The sequence below is a fragment of the Aminivibrio sp. genome (genome assembly GCF_016756745.1).
Classification (GTDB): domain Bacteria; phylum Synergistota; class Synergistia; order Synergistales; family Aminobacteriaceae; genus Aminivibrio.
In genome coordinates this window covers 120,154-135,717 of sequence record NZ_JAESIH010000059.1, presented here as the reverse complement: position 1 = coordinate 135,717, position 15,564 = coordinate 120,154, and the positions used below count along the sequence as shown (strand labels likewise).

The 15,564-nt window shown below is 60.2% G+C and carries 14 protein-coding genes; 3 read left to right on the top strand and 11 right to left on the bottom strand.

All coding sequences use genetic code 11. The features are described from left to right. Positions 1 to 255 precede the first annotated feature (255 nt). Positions 256 to 1,386, top strand: a complete 1,131-nt coding sequence (locus JMJ95_RS10245) for an aldo/keto reductase (RefSeq protein WP_290685052.1) — start codon at positions 256 to 258, stop codon at positions 1,384 to 1,386. 392 nt (positions 1,387 to 1,778) lie between these two features. Here the strand turns inward: JMJ95_RS10245 and JMJ95_RS10240 are convergent, their stop codons facing one another. Further along, positions 1,779 to 2,336, bottom strand: a complete 558-nt coding sequence (locus JMJ95_RS10240) for a flavodoxin family protein (protein WP_290685051.1) — start codon at positions 2,334 to 2,336, stop codon at positions 1,779 to 1,781. A gap of 402 nt (positions 2,337 to 2,738) precedes the next feature. On the opposite strand from JMJ95_RS10240, the gene JMJ95_RS10235 reads away from it, so the two are divergent. Both JMJ95_RS10235 and JMJ95_RS10230 read left to right on the top strand, forming a co-directional pair. Beyond that, positions 2,739 to 3,773 (top strand): DMT family transporter, encoded by a 1,035-nt coding sequence (locus JMJ95_RS10235; protein ID WP_290685050.1) that lies wholly within the window; start codon positions 2,739 to 2,741, stop codon positions 3,771 to 3,773. Between the two features lie 63 nt (positions 3,774 to 3,836). Beyond that, complete coding sequence (locus tag JMJ95_RS10230) at positions 3,837 to 3,965, top strand: hypothetical protein (RefSeq protein WP_290685049.1); 129 nt, start codon at positions 3,837 to 3,839, stop codon at positions 3,963 to 3,965. A 432-nt stretch (positions 3,966 to 4,397) separates the two neighbouring features. Here the strand turns inward: JMJ95_RS10230 and JMJ95_RS10225 are convergent, their stop codons facing one another. From JMJ95_RS10225 to JMJ95_RS10180, 10 genes are all read right to left on the bottom strand, one after another. After that, positions 4,398 to 5,777, bottom strand: a complete 1,380-nt coding sequence (locus JMJ95_RS10225; RefSeq protein ID WP_290685047.1) for a V-type ATP synthase subunit B — start codon at positions 5,775 to 5,777, stop codon at positions 4,398 to 4,400. Between the two features lie 2 nt (positions 5,778 to 5,779). Beyond that, entirely contained in the window at positions 5,780 to 7,555 is a 1,776-nt protein-coding gene (locus JMJ95_RS10220) for a V-type ATP synthase subunit A (RefSeq protein ID WP_290685045.1), read from the bottom strand. Between the two features lie 10 nt (positions 7,556 to 7,565). Continuing rightward, entirely contained in the window at positions 7,566 to 8,213 is a 648-nt protein-coding gene (locus JMJ95_RS10215; RefSeq protein WP_290685044.1) for a V-type ATP synthase subunit E, read from the bottom strand. Then, positions 8,210 to 8,524, bottom strand: coding sequence for a V-type ATP synthase subunit F (locus tag JMJ95_RS10210; protein WP_290685036.1), 315 nt, complete (start codon positions 8,522 to 8,524; stop codon positions 8,210 to 8,212). Before JMJ95_RS10210 ends, JMJ95_RS10215 begins: the two co-directional genes overlap by 4 nt. Positions 8,525 to 8,543: 19 nt before the next feature. Beyond that, the gene (locus tag JMJ95_RS10205) at positions 8,544 to 8,957 is read right to left on the bottom strand and encodes an ATP synthase subunit C (RefSeq protein WP_290685035.1); all 414 of its coding nucleotides are present in this window, start codon (positions 8,955 to 8,957) and stop codon (positions 8,544 to 8,546) included. A 22-nt stretch (positions 8,958 to 8,979) separates the two neighbouring features. Beyond that, positions 8,980 to 10,929 carry a V-type ATPase 116kDa subunit family protein gene (locus JMJ95_RS10200; protein ID WP_290685033.1) on the bottom strand — a complete coding sequence of 650 codons (1,950 nt, stop codon included), beginning with the start codon at positions 10,927 to 10,929 and terminating at the stop codon, positions 8,980 to 8,982. Then, the gene (locus tag JMJ95_RS10195) at positions 10,920 to 12,044 is read right to left on the bottom strand and encodes a V-type ATPase subunit (RefSeq protein WP_290685032.1); all 1,125 of its coding nucleotides are present in this window, start codon (positions 12,042 to 12,044) and stop codon (positions 10,920 to 10,922) included. The genes JMJ95_RS10200 and JMJ95_RS10195 overlap by 10 nt, the downstream gene beginning before the upstream one ends. Further along, positions 12,045 to 12,383: an ATPase gene (locus JMJ95_RS10190; protein WP_290685030.1), complete on the bottom strand. Its 339-nt coding sequence runs from the start codon at positions 12,381 to 12,383 to the stop codon at positions 12,045 to 12,047. Then, complete coding sequence (locus JMJ95_RS10185; RefSeq protein ID WP_290685028.1) at positions 12,380 to 13,015, bottom strand: V-type ATP synthase subunit D; 636 nt, start codon at positions 13,013 to 13,015, stop codon at positions 12,380 to 12,382. The genes JMJ95_RS10190 and JMJ95_RS10185 overlap by 4 nt, the downstream gene beginning before the upstream one ends. A 138-nt stretch (positions 13,016 to 13,153) precedes the next feature. Then, complete coding sequence (locus JMJ95_RS10180) at positions 13,154 to 15,541, bottom strand: ATP-binding protein (RefSeq protein WP_290685027.1); 2,388 nt, start codon at positions 15,539 to 15,541, stop codon at positions 13,154 to 13,156. Positions 15,542 to 15,564 lie beyond the last annotated feature (23 nt).

The window sequence follows — 15,564 nt, the reverse complement described above, 5'->3', positions numbered from 1 at the left end:
TGGGGACAGACAGCATACTGGTTTTTGAGATTAAAAACTTGACGATATCGTAAAAAGTAAAAAATTGCCGTTTCTCCTAAATCCGCTAATTTTTCAGGCAGAGGGAGCGTCGCCGGACATAAGGTGACGCTCCCTCTGCCTGAAAAACCTGCGGATTTAGGGCAATGACTGCGGAAACCCAGAAGCTATGATCTCGAAAAATGAGATATGGTGATCTAGTATCGCACTGTATAGAGCAGGAAGGATGATTTTAATATGGGAACCAAAAAACTTGGATTCGGTCTGATGCGCCTACCGCTTTTGGACGATGACGATCAGTCGAGTATAAATATGGATATGCTTACCAAAATGGTGGATACTTTTCTGGACAGGGGATTCACCTACTTCGACACGGCCTATATGTACCATGAGCATAAAAGCGAAATCGCCGCAAGGGAAGCTCTGGTGAAGCGTCACAAGAGGGACGGCTTCACCCTCGCCAACAAATTGCCCATAATGTTTCTGAAGGCGAAGGAAGACCAGGAGCGGATTTTCAACGAGCAATGCGAAAAATGCGGAGTGGACTATTTCGATTATTACCTTCTCCATGGCTTGGGCTTGGAGACTTATGAGACGGCCAAAGAGCTCGGCAGCTTCGAATTCGTCAGTGAAAAGAAAAGGCAGGGCAAGGTAAGGAAAATAGGATTTTCCTACCATGACAATGCAGAGCTTCTGGATGAAATACTCACTGCCCATCCCGAACTCGAGTTCGTACAGCTGCAGATCAATTATCTGGATTGGGATAACGCGAGCGTTCAATCCGGCAAATGTTATGAGGTCGCACGGAAACACAATAAACCAATTGTAGTCATGGAACCTGTAAAGGGTGGAGCCCTCGCTAGAGTTCCCCAGAAGGCGGAACGACTCTTCAAGGAATATCATCCCGATATATCGGTAGCATCATGGGCTGTCCGCTTTGCAGCCAGCCTTGAAGGAGTCATGATAGTCCTGAGCGGCATGTCCGATATGGACCAGCTTCTCGACAATACCAGCTACATGCAGGACTTTCAGCCGCTGTCCCAAAAAGAGAGAGAGATCATCAATGAAGCGGTCAAGATTATAAACGAGTCGATAACTATTCCATGTACTGGATGCCGATATTGTGTTGAAATTGAAAAGTGTCCTCGCAACATCAATATTCCCAACTACCTTGCCTTGTATAACTCGGAGCAGCAGACCACGAGCAGGACCGCGCTGGCTATGTACTATAACAGCTATATAAAGACTTACGGGAAGGCTTCTGACTGCATAGAGTGCAAGCAGTGCGAGAGGCTTTGCCCCCAGCATATAGAGATTACGAAATGGCTAAAGAGGGTCGCGGAAGTTTTTGAAAAAAGCGTTTCTTGATTTCTGGTGGAAAAGGCATAAAAATGCCAAGTTTTTCTTATGAATATTAAGGACTCTCTGATTTAAGGTGGATCCGGGGTGTAGGGGATCACGGGAGAGAACATCCCGTGGAGGAGATGTGCCGGACGCTCGAAATACGCCCGACTTCGCTGTTTTTCCGGAAAAACGGCGAAGTCGGGCGGAAACGGCTTCGTTCGGGGATAGGAGATAAATCCCCGGAAACGTACGAAAAAGAGAGATTGCGGGCATAAATCTGTGCCCAATGTTTCAGGGGAACTTCAGACTTCTGGATCCTCTCTTCGGCGGCGGACGAGACCACGGAAGAGCGTCTATGGGGCGGGGGCGCAGGCGTGTCGGTTAGAACTTGGAAACCGCCCCCCGCCTGAAAAAACTCAAGCCGAGCACAAGTCTCGCCCCAACGTCCGGGCCTTTTCAACCAAAGACGACCGCTTCGCCGCTTCGCCCAGCTCATTGAGTCCCGGGGCAACCAGCGTCTTTACCTCGTCAAAACCGACTACGCGGAGTGATTCCTTCATCTGGGCTATATGAGCGCCGTATTCTTGCGCATCCTCATATCCCTGCGAGACTACCAAAACCGCTCTTTTACCCTTGGGAAGACTGCTTTTGAAATCGGGCGCCGGTCCCAAAAACGCGAAGAGGCGATCCAGCACGACCTTAAACTGTGAAGCCACGCCATACATGTAGATAGGGGTGCCGAAAACCACGACATCGGCCTCTTCGATCTCTCGATATAGCACCTGCATGTCATCTTTCACGACGCAGCTGCCCTTCTCCTTGCAGGCGTAGCATCCCTGGCATCCCCTTATCTTCATCTCGTTGGGACGAAGCACCTTCGCCGCGTCATCTCCAGCGGCAATCAACACCTCGCGGACCAACACCTCGGAGTTGCCGTCCTTTCGCGGACTGCAGACGATGCCGATTGCTTTCATATCACAGTGCCTCCTTCAAAATAATTTCTTTAAGCGCATAGTTATTATACAACGGAGCTCTGGTGTATGGGTCTGATTGGCCCAAGAGCTATTGTCAAATCTGGTGTATGGACCTAAATCCGCACCTCAGCGGTGAGTGTCACCGGAACTCGCTTGGGCGGGGGGTGCAGATTGTCGCCTTTGACAACTGCCCAAGCGAGTCCCGCGGCTCCCTGCGTTCGCCGGTTGCCTGCCTGTGAAACCGACATCCGTGTCGGTTTCTCTCACCTCAGGCGCCCTCCCCCAGGGGATAATCTCTTCGCCCCTGGGGAGGGCGAATTCACCTTATGCCCGGCGACACTCCCTCTGCCTGAAAAATGCGCGGATTTAGGTTGACCGTAGCCTCTGGACCGGAAGAGCAGGATGCAGTACACTTTTTTCATGGCGTATCCCTCCAATGTCGGTTGTGAGCTTGCCGGCCCAATCGGCAGGATACGCCTCTTCTTTTTCAATGTCCGTACACCAGATATGAGTTTAACTCCAGCAGTCTTGCCAGGTGGTGAATGTATTATGTATCTTTCAGGTCTTTTCCTAGCCCTTGCGGCGGCCTTTCTCTGGGGCACGTCAGGTCCGGTGCTCAGGATCGTCGGATCTTACGGTGTGGATATTCTAACCATCAATCTCGTTCGTTACGGCCTTCCCGCCATTGTCCTGTGGATTGTGGCAAATCGGCTTTACCAACGGAGAAGGAAACCTGACTGGAGCTGGAAGAACGGCCTCTTCCTACTCGGTTCGGTAGGGATGGTTACCAGCAGCGTTGGCCTGAACGTGGCCTTTTTACGGATTTCCGTGGGACTCGCGATGGTTTTGTATTATACGGCTCCTTGCTGGGTCATGTTGGGAACATGGTTTTTTGTTCGCAGAATGGCAACGCGCCACCAAATCATTGCCTTCATATCGGCTATTGTAGGTGTATGGAAGGCTGTTGGTGGCGCCAGACTCTCGGGATCTTTCGACTGGATAGGAGTTGCAGCCGCTCTGACTGGAGCCGTGGGTTATGCGTTGTATGTTCTGAACGGCCATTTTGGTCCCGGGAAAAACGACAGCTTTGGCCTCTTTTCCCGCACATTTTTTGTCGCCGCCGTTATCATGCTGATTCTCAACATTGCATCGGGCAATCTCGGTGCCCTGCTTTCGGTTCCCCCAAAGGCGTGGTTGCTTCTTTTGTACCTTGCCCTGGCGACAACTCTGGTACCCTACGGGCTGGTTATTTTAGCCCTTCGTTGTGTATCAGGTAATGCCGTTGCCATTGCGAACATGAGTGAAGTGCCTTTCTCAATGATATCTGCCTTTTTTCTTGTGGGAGAAAATCCCGAGATGAGTGCCATCACAGGCGGTGCCTTGGTCATTCTGGGCGTGGGCATCATGACCTTCGACAAGGGTGAGAGGGCACGTTAGCGAACCTTTCACTCTGTTTTAGCTTCGAGGGCTGATTTTTTTGGTTTCCCTGCGGAACGTCCGATGCTTCCCAGGGGGGCAGGTGAAGCGGCCTGCGGGGAAGGGAAGGAGAAGGAACTGCTGCAGCTTCCGGCGAAAGAGATGGGGAAGAGGTTCGGCAGCCCGATGGAGATGGACATCGGGGAGTTCTAGGATGCCATCGGGACGCACGAGGACAGGACGCCCCCGGACGTTTTTTCAGGGAGCGGCAGGTTATTTAGGAAACCTTCGTTGGGGAGGGATCCTCCCCGTTTTTGCCATCCTGAGGCCGGAGTCTGGCCCTGCTGTCATGCCCTTGCTGTCATCCTGAGGCCGGTCTTCTTGGCCGAAGGATCCGGCTTTTTCGGAATCCCGATCCCGCTCTTGAGGCAACCCCGAGTCAACCCGGAGTCAACCCGGAGTCAACCCCGAGATCCTCCCCCTTCAGGGATGCTGCGCGATCGGGTGTGGATCTGCCCTCAGGATGACAGGCAAGGCAAGGGCAATCCGAAGACCGTCCCTCCGGGAATTTCCTGCGCTTCGTTCGGGACGACAGACAATAAGCAAGAGCCGGGAAAATCTCCCCGACCCTTGCTTGCTGCGCGTCTATGCGCCTTTTTTCCCGATGTACTTTTCGATCTCCTCCATGGAGAGCCGGGACAGCTCCTGCACCGGCAGTGAGGAGAGAAGTTCCCACCCCAGGTCGAGGGACTGGCTGATCTCCCGGTTTTCCTCCGCCCCCTGGCTGAGGAAGGACCGCTCGAAAGACTCGCCGAAGGCCAGGGACGCCTTGTCCGCCGGGCTCACTTCATCCTCGCCCACCACTCCGGCGAGGGACCGTACGTCGTGGACCCTGCTGTAGGACGCGAAGAGCTGCCCAGCGAGGTCGGGGTGGTCCTCCCTGGTGTAGCCCTTGCCGATGCCGTCTTTCATGAGCCGGGACAGGCTCGGCAGCACATCCACTGGAGGGTAGATCCCCCGGGCCTCCAGGTCCCTGGAGAGGACAATCTGCCCTTCGGTGATGAATCCCGTCAGGTCGGGGATGGGGTGGGTGATGTCGTCGTTGGGCATGGTGAGGATGGGGATCTGGGTGACGCTCCCCCGGCCGTTCCGCAGTACCCCGGCCCGCTCGTAGAGGGAGGCCAGGTCGCTGTACAGGTAGGAGGGGTACCCCTTCCGGCTCGGGACCTCGCCGCGGGCCACGGAGAGCTCCCGGAGGGCCTCGCAGTAGCTCGTCATGTCGGTCATGATCACCAGCACGTGCATCCCAATGTCGAAGGCGAGGTATTCCGCCGCCGTGAGGGCCAGCCTCGGGGTGGCGATCCGTTCGATCACCGGGTCGTCCGCCATGTTGAGGAAGAGCACCAGGTTCCCTCCCTGTCCGTGGGAGGAGAGGTGCTGCTGGAAATAGGCGGCGTCATCGTGCTTGATGCCGATGCCGGCGAAGACCACGGCGAAGTTCTCCGCACCCACGAGCCGGGACTGGGTGGCGATCTGCACCGCCATCTGGTTGTGGGGCAGGCCGTTCCCGGAGAAGATAGGAAGCTTCTGCCCCCGGATCAGGGTCAGGAGGACGTCGATGGACGATATACCCGTGGAGATGAAGTCCCGGGGATACTCCCTGGCCATGGGGTTGATGGCCGACCCGTTCACGGGCCGGCGGACCCCGCCGAGCACGGGGCCGCACCCGTCCCTGGGTTCGCCCAGCCCCGAGAAGGTCCGGCCGAGGAGCGACGGGGACAGAGAAATCTCCAGCTCGCGGCCGAGGAAGCGGACGGCGGTGGAGGAAGGGGCCAGACCCTCCGTGCCGGAGAAGACCTGCACCAGGGTGGAATTCCGGTCCACGAGGACCACCCGTCCCTTCCGGACGACACCGTCCGGGGAGAGCACGTCCGCGATCTCGTCGTAGCCCACGCCGGGTATGCCCGACAGGAGCAGGAAGGGGCCTGAGATCCTCTCCACGCCTACGTATTCAGTAATTGCCATGGTTACCCCTCCCTCCCGGGGGCAATGCGCTCCCGGTCCACCGTCTCCATCCGTTCGAAGAGACGCTTTTTCAGATCGGCGAAGGCTTCCTTTCTGTCCGCAGGGATCTCCCTCAGGTGAGTCAGCTCCACCAGTTCCTTCATTCCCTTGAGGAGCGAGAGGGGACATCCCCGCTTCAACAGACCGGCCGCCTTCTCATGGAAACCGAGGAACAGGTCGAGAATGGCCAGCCCCTTCTCCGGCGGGCAGTAGGAATCAGGACCGAAGGCCCCCTGCTGCAGGTAGCCGTTCTTCAGCAGCGACGCCGTCAGGGCGGTAAGCTTCTGGTCGTCGGGGAGGACGTCCTCGCCCACGAGGCGGATGATCTGCTGGATCTTGTCGTCCTCCGCCAGGATCTCCCGGGTCCGCTCCCTCAGGGACGCCCACGCAGGGTCCACGTTGGCGGCGTACCAGTCCTTCACCTCGTCGCCGTATTCGCTGTAGGAATCGATCCAGCTGATGGCGGGGAAGTGGCGGGACCGGGCGAGCTGCTGGTCCAGGGCCCAGAAGCACCGGATGAACCGCTTGGTGTGCCGGGTCACCGGTTCGGTGAAATCGCCGCCCGGAGGGGAGACGGCGCCGATGATGGAGATGCTGCCCCGGGTTCCTCCCAGGGTGATGAACTTTCCCGCCCGCTCGTAGAATTCGGCGATCCGGGTGGGGAGGTAGGCGGGAAATCCCTCCTCGGCGGGAATCTCTCCAAGGCGGCCGGAAATCTCCCTCAGGGCCTCCGCCCACCGGGATGTTGAATCTGCCATAAGGGCCACGTCGTAGCCCATGTCCCGGTAGTACTCCGCCAGGGTGATTCCCGTGTAGATGGAGGCCTCCCGCGCCGCCACGGGCATGTTGGACGTGTTGGCGATGAGGATGGTGCGTTCCATGAGGGGGCGTCCCGAGCGGGGATCCTCCAGGACGGGAAATTCCTCGAGCACCTGGGTCATCTCGTTGCCCCGCTCGCCGCAGCCGATATAGACCACGATCCGGGCGTCGCTCCACTTGGCGAGCTGGTGCTGGGTCACCGTCTTTCCCGTGCCGAAGCCTCCGGGGATGGCCGCCACGCCGCCCTTGGAGAGGGGGAAAAGGCCGTCGATGACCCGCTGGCCGGTGAGCAGGGGCTCGTCGGGAAGAAGACGCTCGCCTGCGGGACGGGGAGTCCGCACGGGCCACCGGGAGATCATGGGAACGGGCCGTTCTTTCCCCCGGGAATCCCGGATCTTCGCCACCACCGACGATGCCCTGTGGAACCCTGCGGGAAGGAGGGAGAGGATTTCCCCCTCCAGCCCCGCGGGCACGAGAATACGATGTTCCACCAGGGGTGTTTCCTTGACTGACGCCAGGACCGCCCCGGGGGTGACGATGTCCCCCACCTTGGCCAGGGGGGTGACCTCCCAGGTCCGGTCGGGGTCGATCTGGGGCACGGAGACGCCCCGGGTCACGAAGGCTCCTTCCTTCTCCATAAGGCGGGCCAGGGGCCTGCCGATGCCGTCGAAAATGGAGCCCATGAGGCCTGGACCCAGGGCCATGGAGAGGGGGCTTCCCGACCCCGTCACCGGTTCGCCCACGGTGAGGCCCGCCGTATCCTCGTAGACCTGGACGAGGGCGTCCTCTCCTTCGAGGCGGATGATCTCCCCCAGCAGGGAAAGGCGCCCTACGGTGACCATCTCCCGCATGGTGAAGTCCCGCATGCCCGTCGCCCTGATCACGGGGCCGTTCACCGTGATGATCTTTCCTGAGTTCATGGCCGCCTCCTCATAGGATGGAAAGGATTCGCTCGGCGAGAGAATCCTTCACTTCGGCGATGACCTCCCGCCAGTCGGCGGGGGAACGCCACGATCCGTCCGGTGCGGAGAGCCAGACCCCGCCCAGGATGGGGGCCGGGTTGGGGTCGAAGGAGAAGGAGAGATCGGGACGCTTCTCCCGGAGGCGGGCGGCCAGGGGCTCCCCCAGGGCTTCGTCCTCTGAGGCGAGCTGGATTTTGACCTCCGTACCGGCGGGGAGCTTTTCCGCCGCCTCGAGGGCCAGACCCGCGAGGACCGCAGGGTAGGACGGATGAATCCTGAGGGCCGTGAGCTCCTTCTGGAGCATCCCTACCGCCTCTTCGAGGAGGGAGTTCTGGAGGCGGAGCCGTTCCTTGGTCAGGGCCGTCTCGGCGCCGGAAATTTGCCGCTTGGAAATCTCCTCCGCCCGCTTCATCGCCTCTGTGTGGATCTGCTCCACCATGTGGTCCAGGGCAGCGCTCTGCTCCGCCAGCCATGAGGCCGCTTCCTGCCTTGCGGATTCCAGGAGAGCTTCCCGCTCGTCGTCGGCCTTCTTGAGAATCAGATTTTTAAGGGAGACCAGCTTTTCGGGGTTGCGGACCTCATAATTCCTGCCGTCTCCGGCTATGGAACCGGTCATTCTATCTTCACTCCAATCGCGTCGCGGATGTACCGCATCAGAAAATCGCCCTGCCGCATGCTGCCGTGGCGGTCTGGTATCTCCACCAGGAGAGGGGTTTCTCCCTTTTCCCGGAGGGTCTTTACCATGGCGGGAACCTGGGCGGCGGCCTTCTCGGTGATGACCAGGACTCCCACGTCCGGCCTGTTCGCCAGCACGTCTTCCAGGGCTGCGGCGGTCTCCTCCGGCCCGTGGACCTCCACGCCCGGAATGCCCGCCAGGCGGAGCAGCACCAGGGAGTCGTGGTTGTCGCTGATGAGGAATCCCTTCATGTCCCAGGGAGCCTCCGGGCTACAGCTTGCCCAGGATCAGCAGGGAGACGATGACTCCATAGATGGCGATGCCCTCCGCAAGACCCAGGTAGATGAGGGTCGTTCCAAGCATGGAGGGTTTTTCTCCCACAACGCCCAGGGCGGCGGCGCCCACTACGGCCACGGCGATGCCCGCACCCAGGCAGGCCAGTCCGGTGGCGAGGCTGGCGCCGAGGAACCCAAGCCCCGATGCGGCGGAAGCGGCGTTTGTCTCCGCCGCAGCCGAGGGCGAGGATAGCAGGGTCATCATGAGTCCCGCCGCGAGAAGAATCGTCAGGAGGGCAAGGACCCCTCCAAGGACAGCCCGGGGAGAGCGCACCGTCCGCCCCCGAAGGTAAAATCCGGCAGCGCAGGTGAACGCCGCTCCTCCTGCAATAAGTGCAAGTCCGCTCATGAAATAGTACCTCCTCGATAGTCTAATCTTGTTTTTTCTCATTCCAGGTCACGGGGGCGAAGGGACGGCCGCCGCCGTGGTAGAACTTGCTGAAGAACTCGTAATACTCGAGCCTCAGGGTCTGGATGAAGACGATAAGTCCCTCGAGCCCCACGATGACAATGTTGCCCAGCACCAGGATCGCCGCCCGGAAGAGTGCTCCCCCGGGGAGGCTGTGGACCATGTCGCTGAGCATGAACACCGCCGCCGACAGTCCCGCGTGGTTCAGGGCGAAGGCTGCCAGCCGCACGAAGGAGGCTGTGTTGCTCAGGAAGGAGAGCAGGTCGTGAAACACCGTGAAGGTGTGGACCACACCGCCCTCGTCCTTCTCCTGGGGGCCGAAAAAGAGCCGCTCCAGTATCGAGCTGAAGAGAATCACCAGGAAAAGCAGCCCGAGGACTATCAGAAGCGGTTTCGGGGCCCCCCGGTCTGACGTAAAGGCGATGACGGCCGTTACGGCGGCGGTCCAGTAGAAAAGCAGGCCGGCCACTCCCTCGCTGTCGAAGAGCATCTTTCCCGTCCGTCCTTCCCGCTTCAGGGCCAGAATGTTGATGATGATCCCCATGCTCAGGAAGACCACTCCCACGAAGAGGGAGGTCTGTATCAGGTCGGAGATGCCGTGCATGGGGGATGTCCACAGGGAGGGCAGAATCTCCTCGGAGCCGAAGACGCTCCCGTAGAGAAAGCCGAAGGCCATGGCGTACACCCCTGCGATCTGGATCACCGATGCGAAGGTTTTTTTGAGTATCCCCTTCCGGGCCAGCCACCATGCCCCTGCGGCGAGAAGAAAGCCGTGCCCCACGTCGCCGAACATGAAGCCGAAAAAGAGGCAGAAGCTCAGCGCCACTATGAGGGTCGGGTCCGTTTCCCCGTAGGAGGGGAGGCTGTAGAGGGCCACGATCTCCTGGAAGGTGCGGACGAGGAAGTTGTTCTTCAGCAAGGTGGGGAGCTGTCTGCCCCTCTTTTCCAGCTCCGTTCCCTTTTCCGTGAGCAGCAGGGTGTTGGGGCCCAGCCGTTCCACCTGCTCCGCCACCCTGTCCAGCGTCGGGGCGGGGATGACCCCCGACAGGACGAAGATGTCGCTCATCTCCCCCCGCTTCTGACAGAGGGCATAGACCCGCTGGAGGGAGTAGACGGTGCAGTAGAGCCGCTCCAGTTCCTTCCTTCGGCGTCCCAGGTAATTCCGGGGAGCCTCCTGCAGGGCCCGGATGGCCCTCTCCGAGTCGAACTGCCGCTCCCGAAGCCGTTCCCTGAGGTTTGCCCCCGCACCCTCGAAGAGGTCGCCGAGCCTGTATTCCTTCAGATAGACCGTGCGGAAAATTTTCTCCGCTTCCTCCAGGTAGTCCCGGGAGCAGAAGATGATGACGAGCACATACCCTTTTTCGGCCACCACGGGAAAGACCAGCAGGGGCATGACGGCGGACATCTCCTCGAGTTTTTTATAGTTTTCCACGTTCAGGCGCCCGAAGGTGATGGAAAGATACCGGGTCTTCAGTGTCTCCTCCACGTCCCGGTCCGCCGAGGCCAGGGCGTCGAGGAAGGCCCCCGCTGCCATGAGTTTTTCCCGCTCTTCCTCCAGGTCTTCGGCTCGTTTCTTCCAGATGTCGATTTTTTTGGCCACGTCGAGCACCTGTTGGGAACACTCCTCCCAGGAAAGGGACGGAACGTCCCGGCTGCAGGCCTGTTCGGCGGGAAATTCCGCTCCCGCTTCCCTCCAGACGTAGTTCAGCTTCTCCAGGAGCTCGTCGTAGGGGTTCTTCTGGAAGGTGGAAATCCGCGCCCCTCCCGAAGAGAGGGATGCGGGGCGCCGTTCCAGGGCGAATTCCAGAGGAACGGGCTCGAAGTTTCCCAAAGTGAGGAGCTCCGCCGCCAAGGCCTCAATCTCCTGCCGGGGGCCGATAAGGGACATTCCCATCATTTCCACTACAGCCACGACGGTTCGACCTCCCTTTCCTTTCCGGCGAAGGCTGCTGCGGTGGGATGGATGAGGAATTCCCGGGCCTTTTTCCTGTCGTAATGGTACCGGACGTCTTCAATAATGGTGAACAGGTCCTTCACCTCCAGTTCTCTCAGTGTCAGGTACGCGAGCACCACATGGACCCCCGCGGAACCGGACCGGAAGATGGCCGACGCCGTTCTCCAGAGGATCCGGTACAGGTTGTGCTCCAGAGCCATCTCTCCCACCTCCGGAACCTCGTCTCCGCCGGAGGTGCGGAAGGCCTCGCCGTAGGGACTCTCCCGGAGCAGCTTCACCATGGACGGTACTTCGGGAGCGAAGGCGAAGGAGGTCAGCGTATCGAAATTCAGCTTGTAGCGCACCGGCAGCGTCAGGCCGAGGGCCTCCTCCGGCGTGAGGGAGAAGAACCGTCGGCTCCGGTAGATCCAGTACATGTTGATCAGGTCCGCCCGTGTGCCGAAAATCTGCCGGACGCCCCGTCCTTCGCTCCCGGGGAGCTTTTTCCCCTTCGATAGTATTCGGGTGAGAAAGAAGACATCCATGGCCATCTTGGGCCGGAAGAGGGTGCCTCCCTCCTTCTCCGCCCGTTTCAGCGGCTCGGCGAGGATGTCGTACAGAGGGTACCCCCGAAGGGACTCCAGCACGTCCCTCAAGCTTTTGGCCGCCAGGAGCTTCTCTCCGTCCGCCACGGTAATGGGGACGGAAGCCACCATCCGCCGGAGGGACTCCCTGTTCCCTACCCCCGTGGTGATCATCCGGAGCACACGCTTGATCACGTCCACGTCGAACCGCTCGCCCCATGCCCGGAGCAGGGCGCTTCGTTCAGGACCGAGGTAGCGGCAGAAGGGGATCTCCTCCAGGAGGGGAACGGAGGTGATCTCCGCCTCCAGGTGCCCCCGGTGCATGGTCTCCGGCGACGGTTCGGTGATGTACCGACTGTAGGCCTCCGTCTTCTTGAGGTAGGCGGCGATCTCACCCACTGTCTCCAGTTCGAGAAGACGGATGTAATCGGAAGGTGCGAGAAGCCTTCCCCTGTAGACCCGGGCCTTCGATGTCACCGCGGCCCGTTCCCCCGCGGCGAGAAAGGACACCTAGGCCCCTCCTTTTTTTTCGTACCGCTCGGCGATCTCCTTGGCGAACTGCGACACCACCTGGGGGGCCTTTTCCGCAAACTGGTCCTTCATCTTCTGCCGGGCCCGCATTCCCATATCGGCGATCTGGGCGGCTTCCATTTCGGCGGAGTGGCGGGCTGATTCCACGATGGCCTTCGCCTGGGCCCTGGCAGCGCCCAGCCGGGCCTCCTGTTCGGCGGCGAATTTTTCCCTGTTTTCCCGGAGGATGTCAGCAGCCTTCCGCCGGGCGTCCTCCACGGAATCCGCCGCTTCGTCCTCGGCGGCCAGAAGAGTGGTCAGCACTTCGCTCAGGTTCATAGGATTCCTCCTCCTTCATTCACCATTCCCTCGCGGGCCATCTTCATCCGGGTAAAATCCTCCCGGTCGTTCTCCTCCAGCACGTTGGCGATCCAGGCGCGCATCCGCCGCTGGGAGGGGATGACCACTTTCTCCAGGGCGTTCACCCGCCGGAAGGTCCTCCGGATCTGTACCGCCAGCCGGTAGACGGAAGTCTCCACCTCGGCCAGCCGGGCGATGAGGGAGAGCACTTCCGTGGCGTGAAGGTAGGCGCGGTCCACTACCCCCGACGTGCCGAGAAAGGAGTAGCACAGTTCGGGCGGCCTGTTCACAGGGTCCACCTTCGGAATCTCCACGCCCATGACGGAGTGGAGCCTCACGGTGAAGTCATCCGTTTCGGGGATAGAGTAGGAGAGTTCCTCCACGTTCTCGATGCCGAGGGAAAGGCCGGCCATCTGGAGGCTGAAGTAGGCCTTGGAGAAGATGTCCTCCAGCGAGCGTTGGAGCTCTTTGGCCTCCCGGATTTTTCCCATCAACTCCACAAGGAGGATGGTCCGTTTCTGCTCGAGAAGGTCGTGCCCCTTCTCGGCCAGTTTCAGCGATGCTGCGAATTTCACCATATTTCCCCTGGTGGGGGCTATTTTCGGGCTCATGATCCTATTCCTCCGTTGTGGGGAGAATAAATCTGTTTCCGGAAAATGTCAAATGCGGCGGAGGTGACGGCGTACGTGACGGCGTACGTGGGGGGAGGAGAGGAAAAACACAGAAAAGGGAAGGTTCGGAAATGCCGGTCACCCGTCTTTTCCGAACCTCCTGGCGATCTCGCCGAGGATGTTCCCGGCGGAAAAAGGCTTGGTGAGGCAGCCGTTCATGCCGGCCTCGCGGCAGAGAGGAAGAACTCTGTCAGGATCGTGGCCCGTGAGGCCGAGGATGAGGGGCCGTGCCGGATTCCCCGAAGTCAGCTCCCTGAGGGCCCGGGCGGCGTCCAGTCCGTCCAGAACGGGCATTTCCAAATCGAGGAGAATCACGTCGGGCGAATGTTTTTCCGCCAGGTCCAGGGCTTCCCGGCCGTCCGACGCAATGATGACCTGCCAGCCCGGGCGGGAGAGCATTTTTGACAGGAGGGTCCGGTTCACCGGGTGGTCGTCCGCGGCGAGGACGGTGAGCCGTTCCGGCAGGGACGGAGTCTCTTCCTCCCCTTTTTGGACGTCCTTCCCGCCGGATGCGCCGGTGAGGAGGGGGAGCGACAGGGTGAATACCGCGCCCTTTCCGGGGATGCTGTCAGCGGTCAGCTCACCACCCAGGAGCCGGGCGATGCGCCTGCTTATGGGAAGGCCAAGCCCCGTTCCTCCCGGGTCGTCGGAAGAGAGGCGCCTTCCCTGGATGTAAGGCTCGAAGATGTTTCCCATCCGTTCCGGGTCGATTCCGGGTCCCGTGTCCGAGACGGAGTAGAGCAGCCGGGATTGACCGTGAAGGTCCGGTCCTGCCCCCACGGAAAGGGAAAGGCCGCCCCGGGAGGTGAACTTTAGGGCGTTGCCCAGGAGGTTGAACAGGATCTGCCGGATGCGGAGAGGGTCTCCGACGGCTTTCTCCGGAACGCCGGGTCCCACCGACGTGCTGAACGTCAGTCCCTTCAGTTCCGCCTGGGGGGAGAAGAGGGCCGCGCACTCCCCGGCGAGTTCTCCCGGGGAAAAGGGAATCGCCGTGACGTCCATCCTCCCGGCTTCGATCTTCGAGAGGTCCAGGATATCGTTCAGAACCTGGAGGATATGGTCCTTCGCCTTCCTTATCAGACGGATGCCTTCCGCGGTTTCCTGGTCCCGGCAGGTTTCCGGAAGGAGGTCGGAGATGCCTGCCAGCACGTTCAGGGGGGTGCGGATCTCGTGGCTTATCCTGGCGAGGAACTCCCCTTTCGCGGCGTTTGCCTGTTCCGCTGCCTCCCGTGCTTTCACGAGTTCTTTTTCCAGTCTCCGCCGCTCCTCGAGTTCCCGGCGGGTGTCCTCGTAGAGCCCGGCATTCCGGAGGGCCATGGAGGCCAGGAAGGCGAACCGTTCGAGATACTCCACCTTCGCTCCGCAGATGTCCCTGGGAGGCCCCTCGAAATAGACGGAAAGATAACCGAAAGTCTGCTCCTTCCACCGGAGGGGAATCCCCACCGTAGTGGTAAGGATGTCGAAGTCCCTGTTGGGGAGCCGGTTTTCGTAAAGCTTGTAGTCGGGGACGATGATGGTTTTTCCCGAGGCCAGGACCCGGGCGCCGAGCCCCATGGAGAAGGGAATCCGCTTCCCGATCCACCGGGTGAGGAGGGGACCACGGGCCCACCGGACATACCGTTCGCCCCTGGGGTGATCGGTGAAGGAGATGGCCCCGTGCTCGGTGTTCATGTAGGTGGCGGCGTAGTCGAGGATTTTCTGGAGAAGGACGTCCATCTCCAGGTCCTCCATAAGGTCCGCTGAGATCTCCCCGAGCATGGAGAGGGCGGAGTTCCGCTCCTGGAGGAGCAGGTCCTCCCTTCTGCGCTCGGTGACGTCCGACAGCGTTCCCCCGGCGGAATCCCCTCCGGGGGAAATCACCGCGGTGAGCTCCCCCCAGAAAGAAGAGCCGTCCCTCCGGCGGAACATCACCTCGAAGCGGTCGAGGAAGCCTCCGTCGAACCGGGCAAGGACCATTTCGCGGGCCGCATGGGAAAAGAAGGGGTTCCGGGCGCAGATGGAGGCGAGGAAGTCTTCCGGTTTTTCAAAGCCGAAAAGACCGGCGAAGGACGGATTGCAGTCCAAAATTTGCTCGAACTGCCGGTCCGCACGGAAGACGGCAACAAGGTTCTGGGCGCACATGTTCCTGCAGGGAAAATTCTCGCACCGGCGGAATCCTTCCGTCGCCACGAAGAGACTCCTGAACCCGCCCGGGAAGCAGGATCTGAACTCTTGGACGGGAATTGTCCCGAGGGAAGGAATGTCCATGGAATATTCCAGGATCACCCGGCCGTTGCCGACGGCAGCCCTCTTCCCCTCCTCGAGGATGCGCTGCCTGTCTTCAGGGATGATGCGATCCAGAAGGGAGTCTCCCTCTTCAAAGAAGGGAGACCCGGAGGAGAGAAGGAGCCACGGAGGCGAGGAAGCGAATTCGGCCTCCGATGAAACGGCGGGACCTCCGCCGTTTGTGTGGGGCAGTCCGTTCATGCCTTTCTTCCTCCCGGCGTATC

What these genes read in the sequence shown, in the direction of transcription:
- JMJ95_RS10210 (WP_290685036.1), bottom strand. Translation starts at nt 8,524, where the DNA reads ATGAAGGGATTCCTCATCAGCGACAACCACGACTCCCTGGTGCTGCTC.
- JMJ95_RS10180 (WP_290685027.1), bottom strand. Translation starts at nt 15,541, where the DNA reads ATGAACGGACTGCCCCACACAAACGGCGGAGGTCCCGCCGTTTCATCG.
- JMJ95_RS10185 (WP_290685028.1), bottom strand. Translation starts at nt 13,015, where the DNA reads ATGAGCCCGAAAATAGCCCCCACCAGGGGAAATATGGTGAAATTCGCA.
- JMJ95_RS10190 (WP_290685030.1), bottom strand. Translation starts at nt 12,383, where the DNA reads ATGAACCTGAGCGAAGTGCTGACCACTCTTCTGGCCGCCGAGGACGAA.
- JMJ95_RS10205 (WP_290685035.1), bottom strand. Translation starts at nt 8,957, where the DNA reads ATGAGCGGACTTGCACTTATTGCAGGAGGAGCGGCGTTCACCTGCGCT.
- JMJ95_RS10245 (WP_290685052.1), top strand. Translation starts at nt 256, where the DNA reads ATGGGAACCAAAAAACTTGGATTCGGTCTGATGCGCCTACCGCTTTTG.
- JMJ95_RS10230 (WP_290685049.1), top strand. Translation starts at nt 3,837, where the DNA reads ATGCTTCCCAGGGGGGCAGGTGAAGCGGCCTGCGGGGAAGGGAAGGAG.
- JMJ95_RS10215 (WP_290685044.1), bottom strand. Translation starts at nt 8,213, where the DNA reads ATGACCGGTTCCATAGCCGGAGACGGCAGGAATTATGAGGTCCGCAAC.
- JMJ95_RS10235 (WP_290685050.1), top strand. Translation starts at nt 2,739, where the DNA reads ATGCAGTACACTTTTTTCATGGCGTATCCCTCCAATGTCGGTTGTGAG.
- JMJ95_RS10240 (WP_290685051.1), bottom strand. Translation starts at nt 2,336, where the DNA reads ATGAAAGCAATCGGCATCGTCTGCAGTCCGCGAAAGGACGGCAACTCC.
- JMJ95_RS10225 (WP_290685047.1), bottom strand. Translation starts at nt 5,777, where the DNA reads ATGGCAATTACTGAATACGTAGGCGTGGAGAGGATCTCAGGCCCCTTC.
- JMJ95_RS10220 (WP_290685045.1), bottom strand. Translation starts at nt 7,555, where the DNA reads ATGAACTCAGGAAAGATCATCACGGTGAACGGCCCCGTGATCAGGGCG.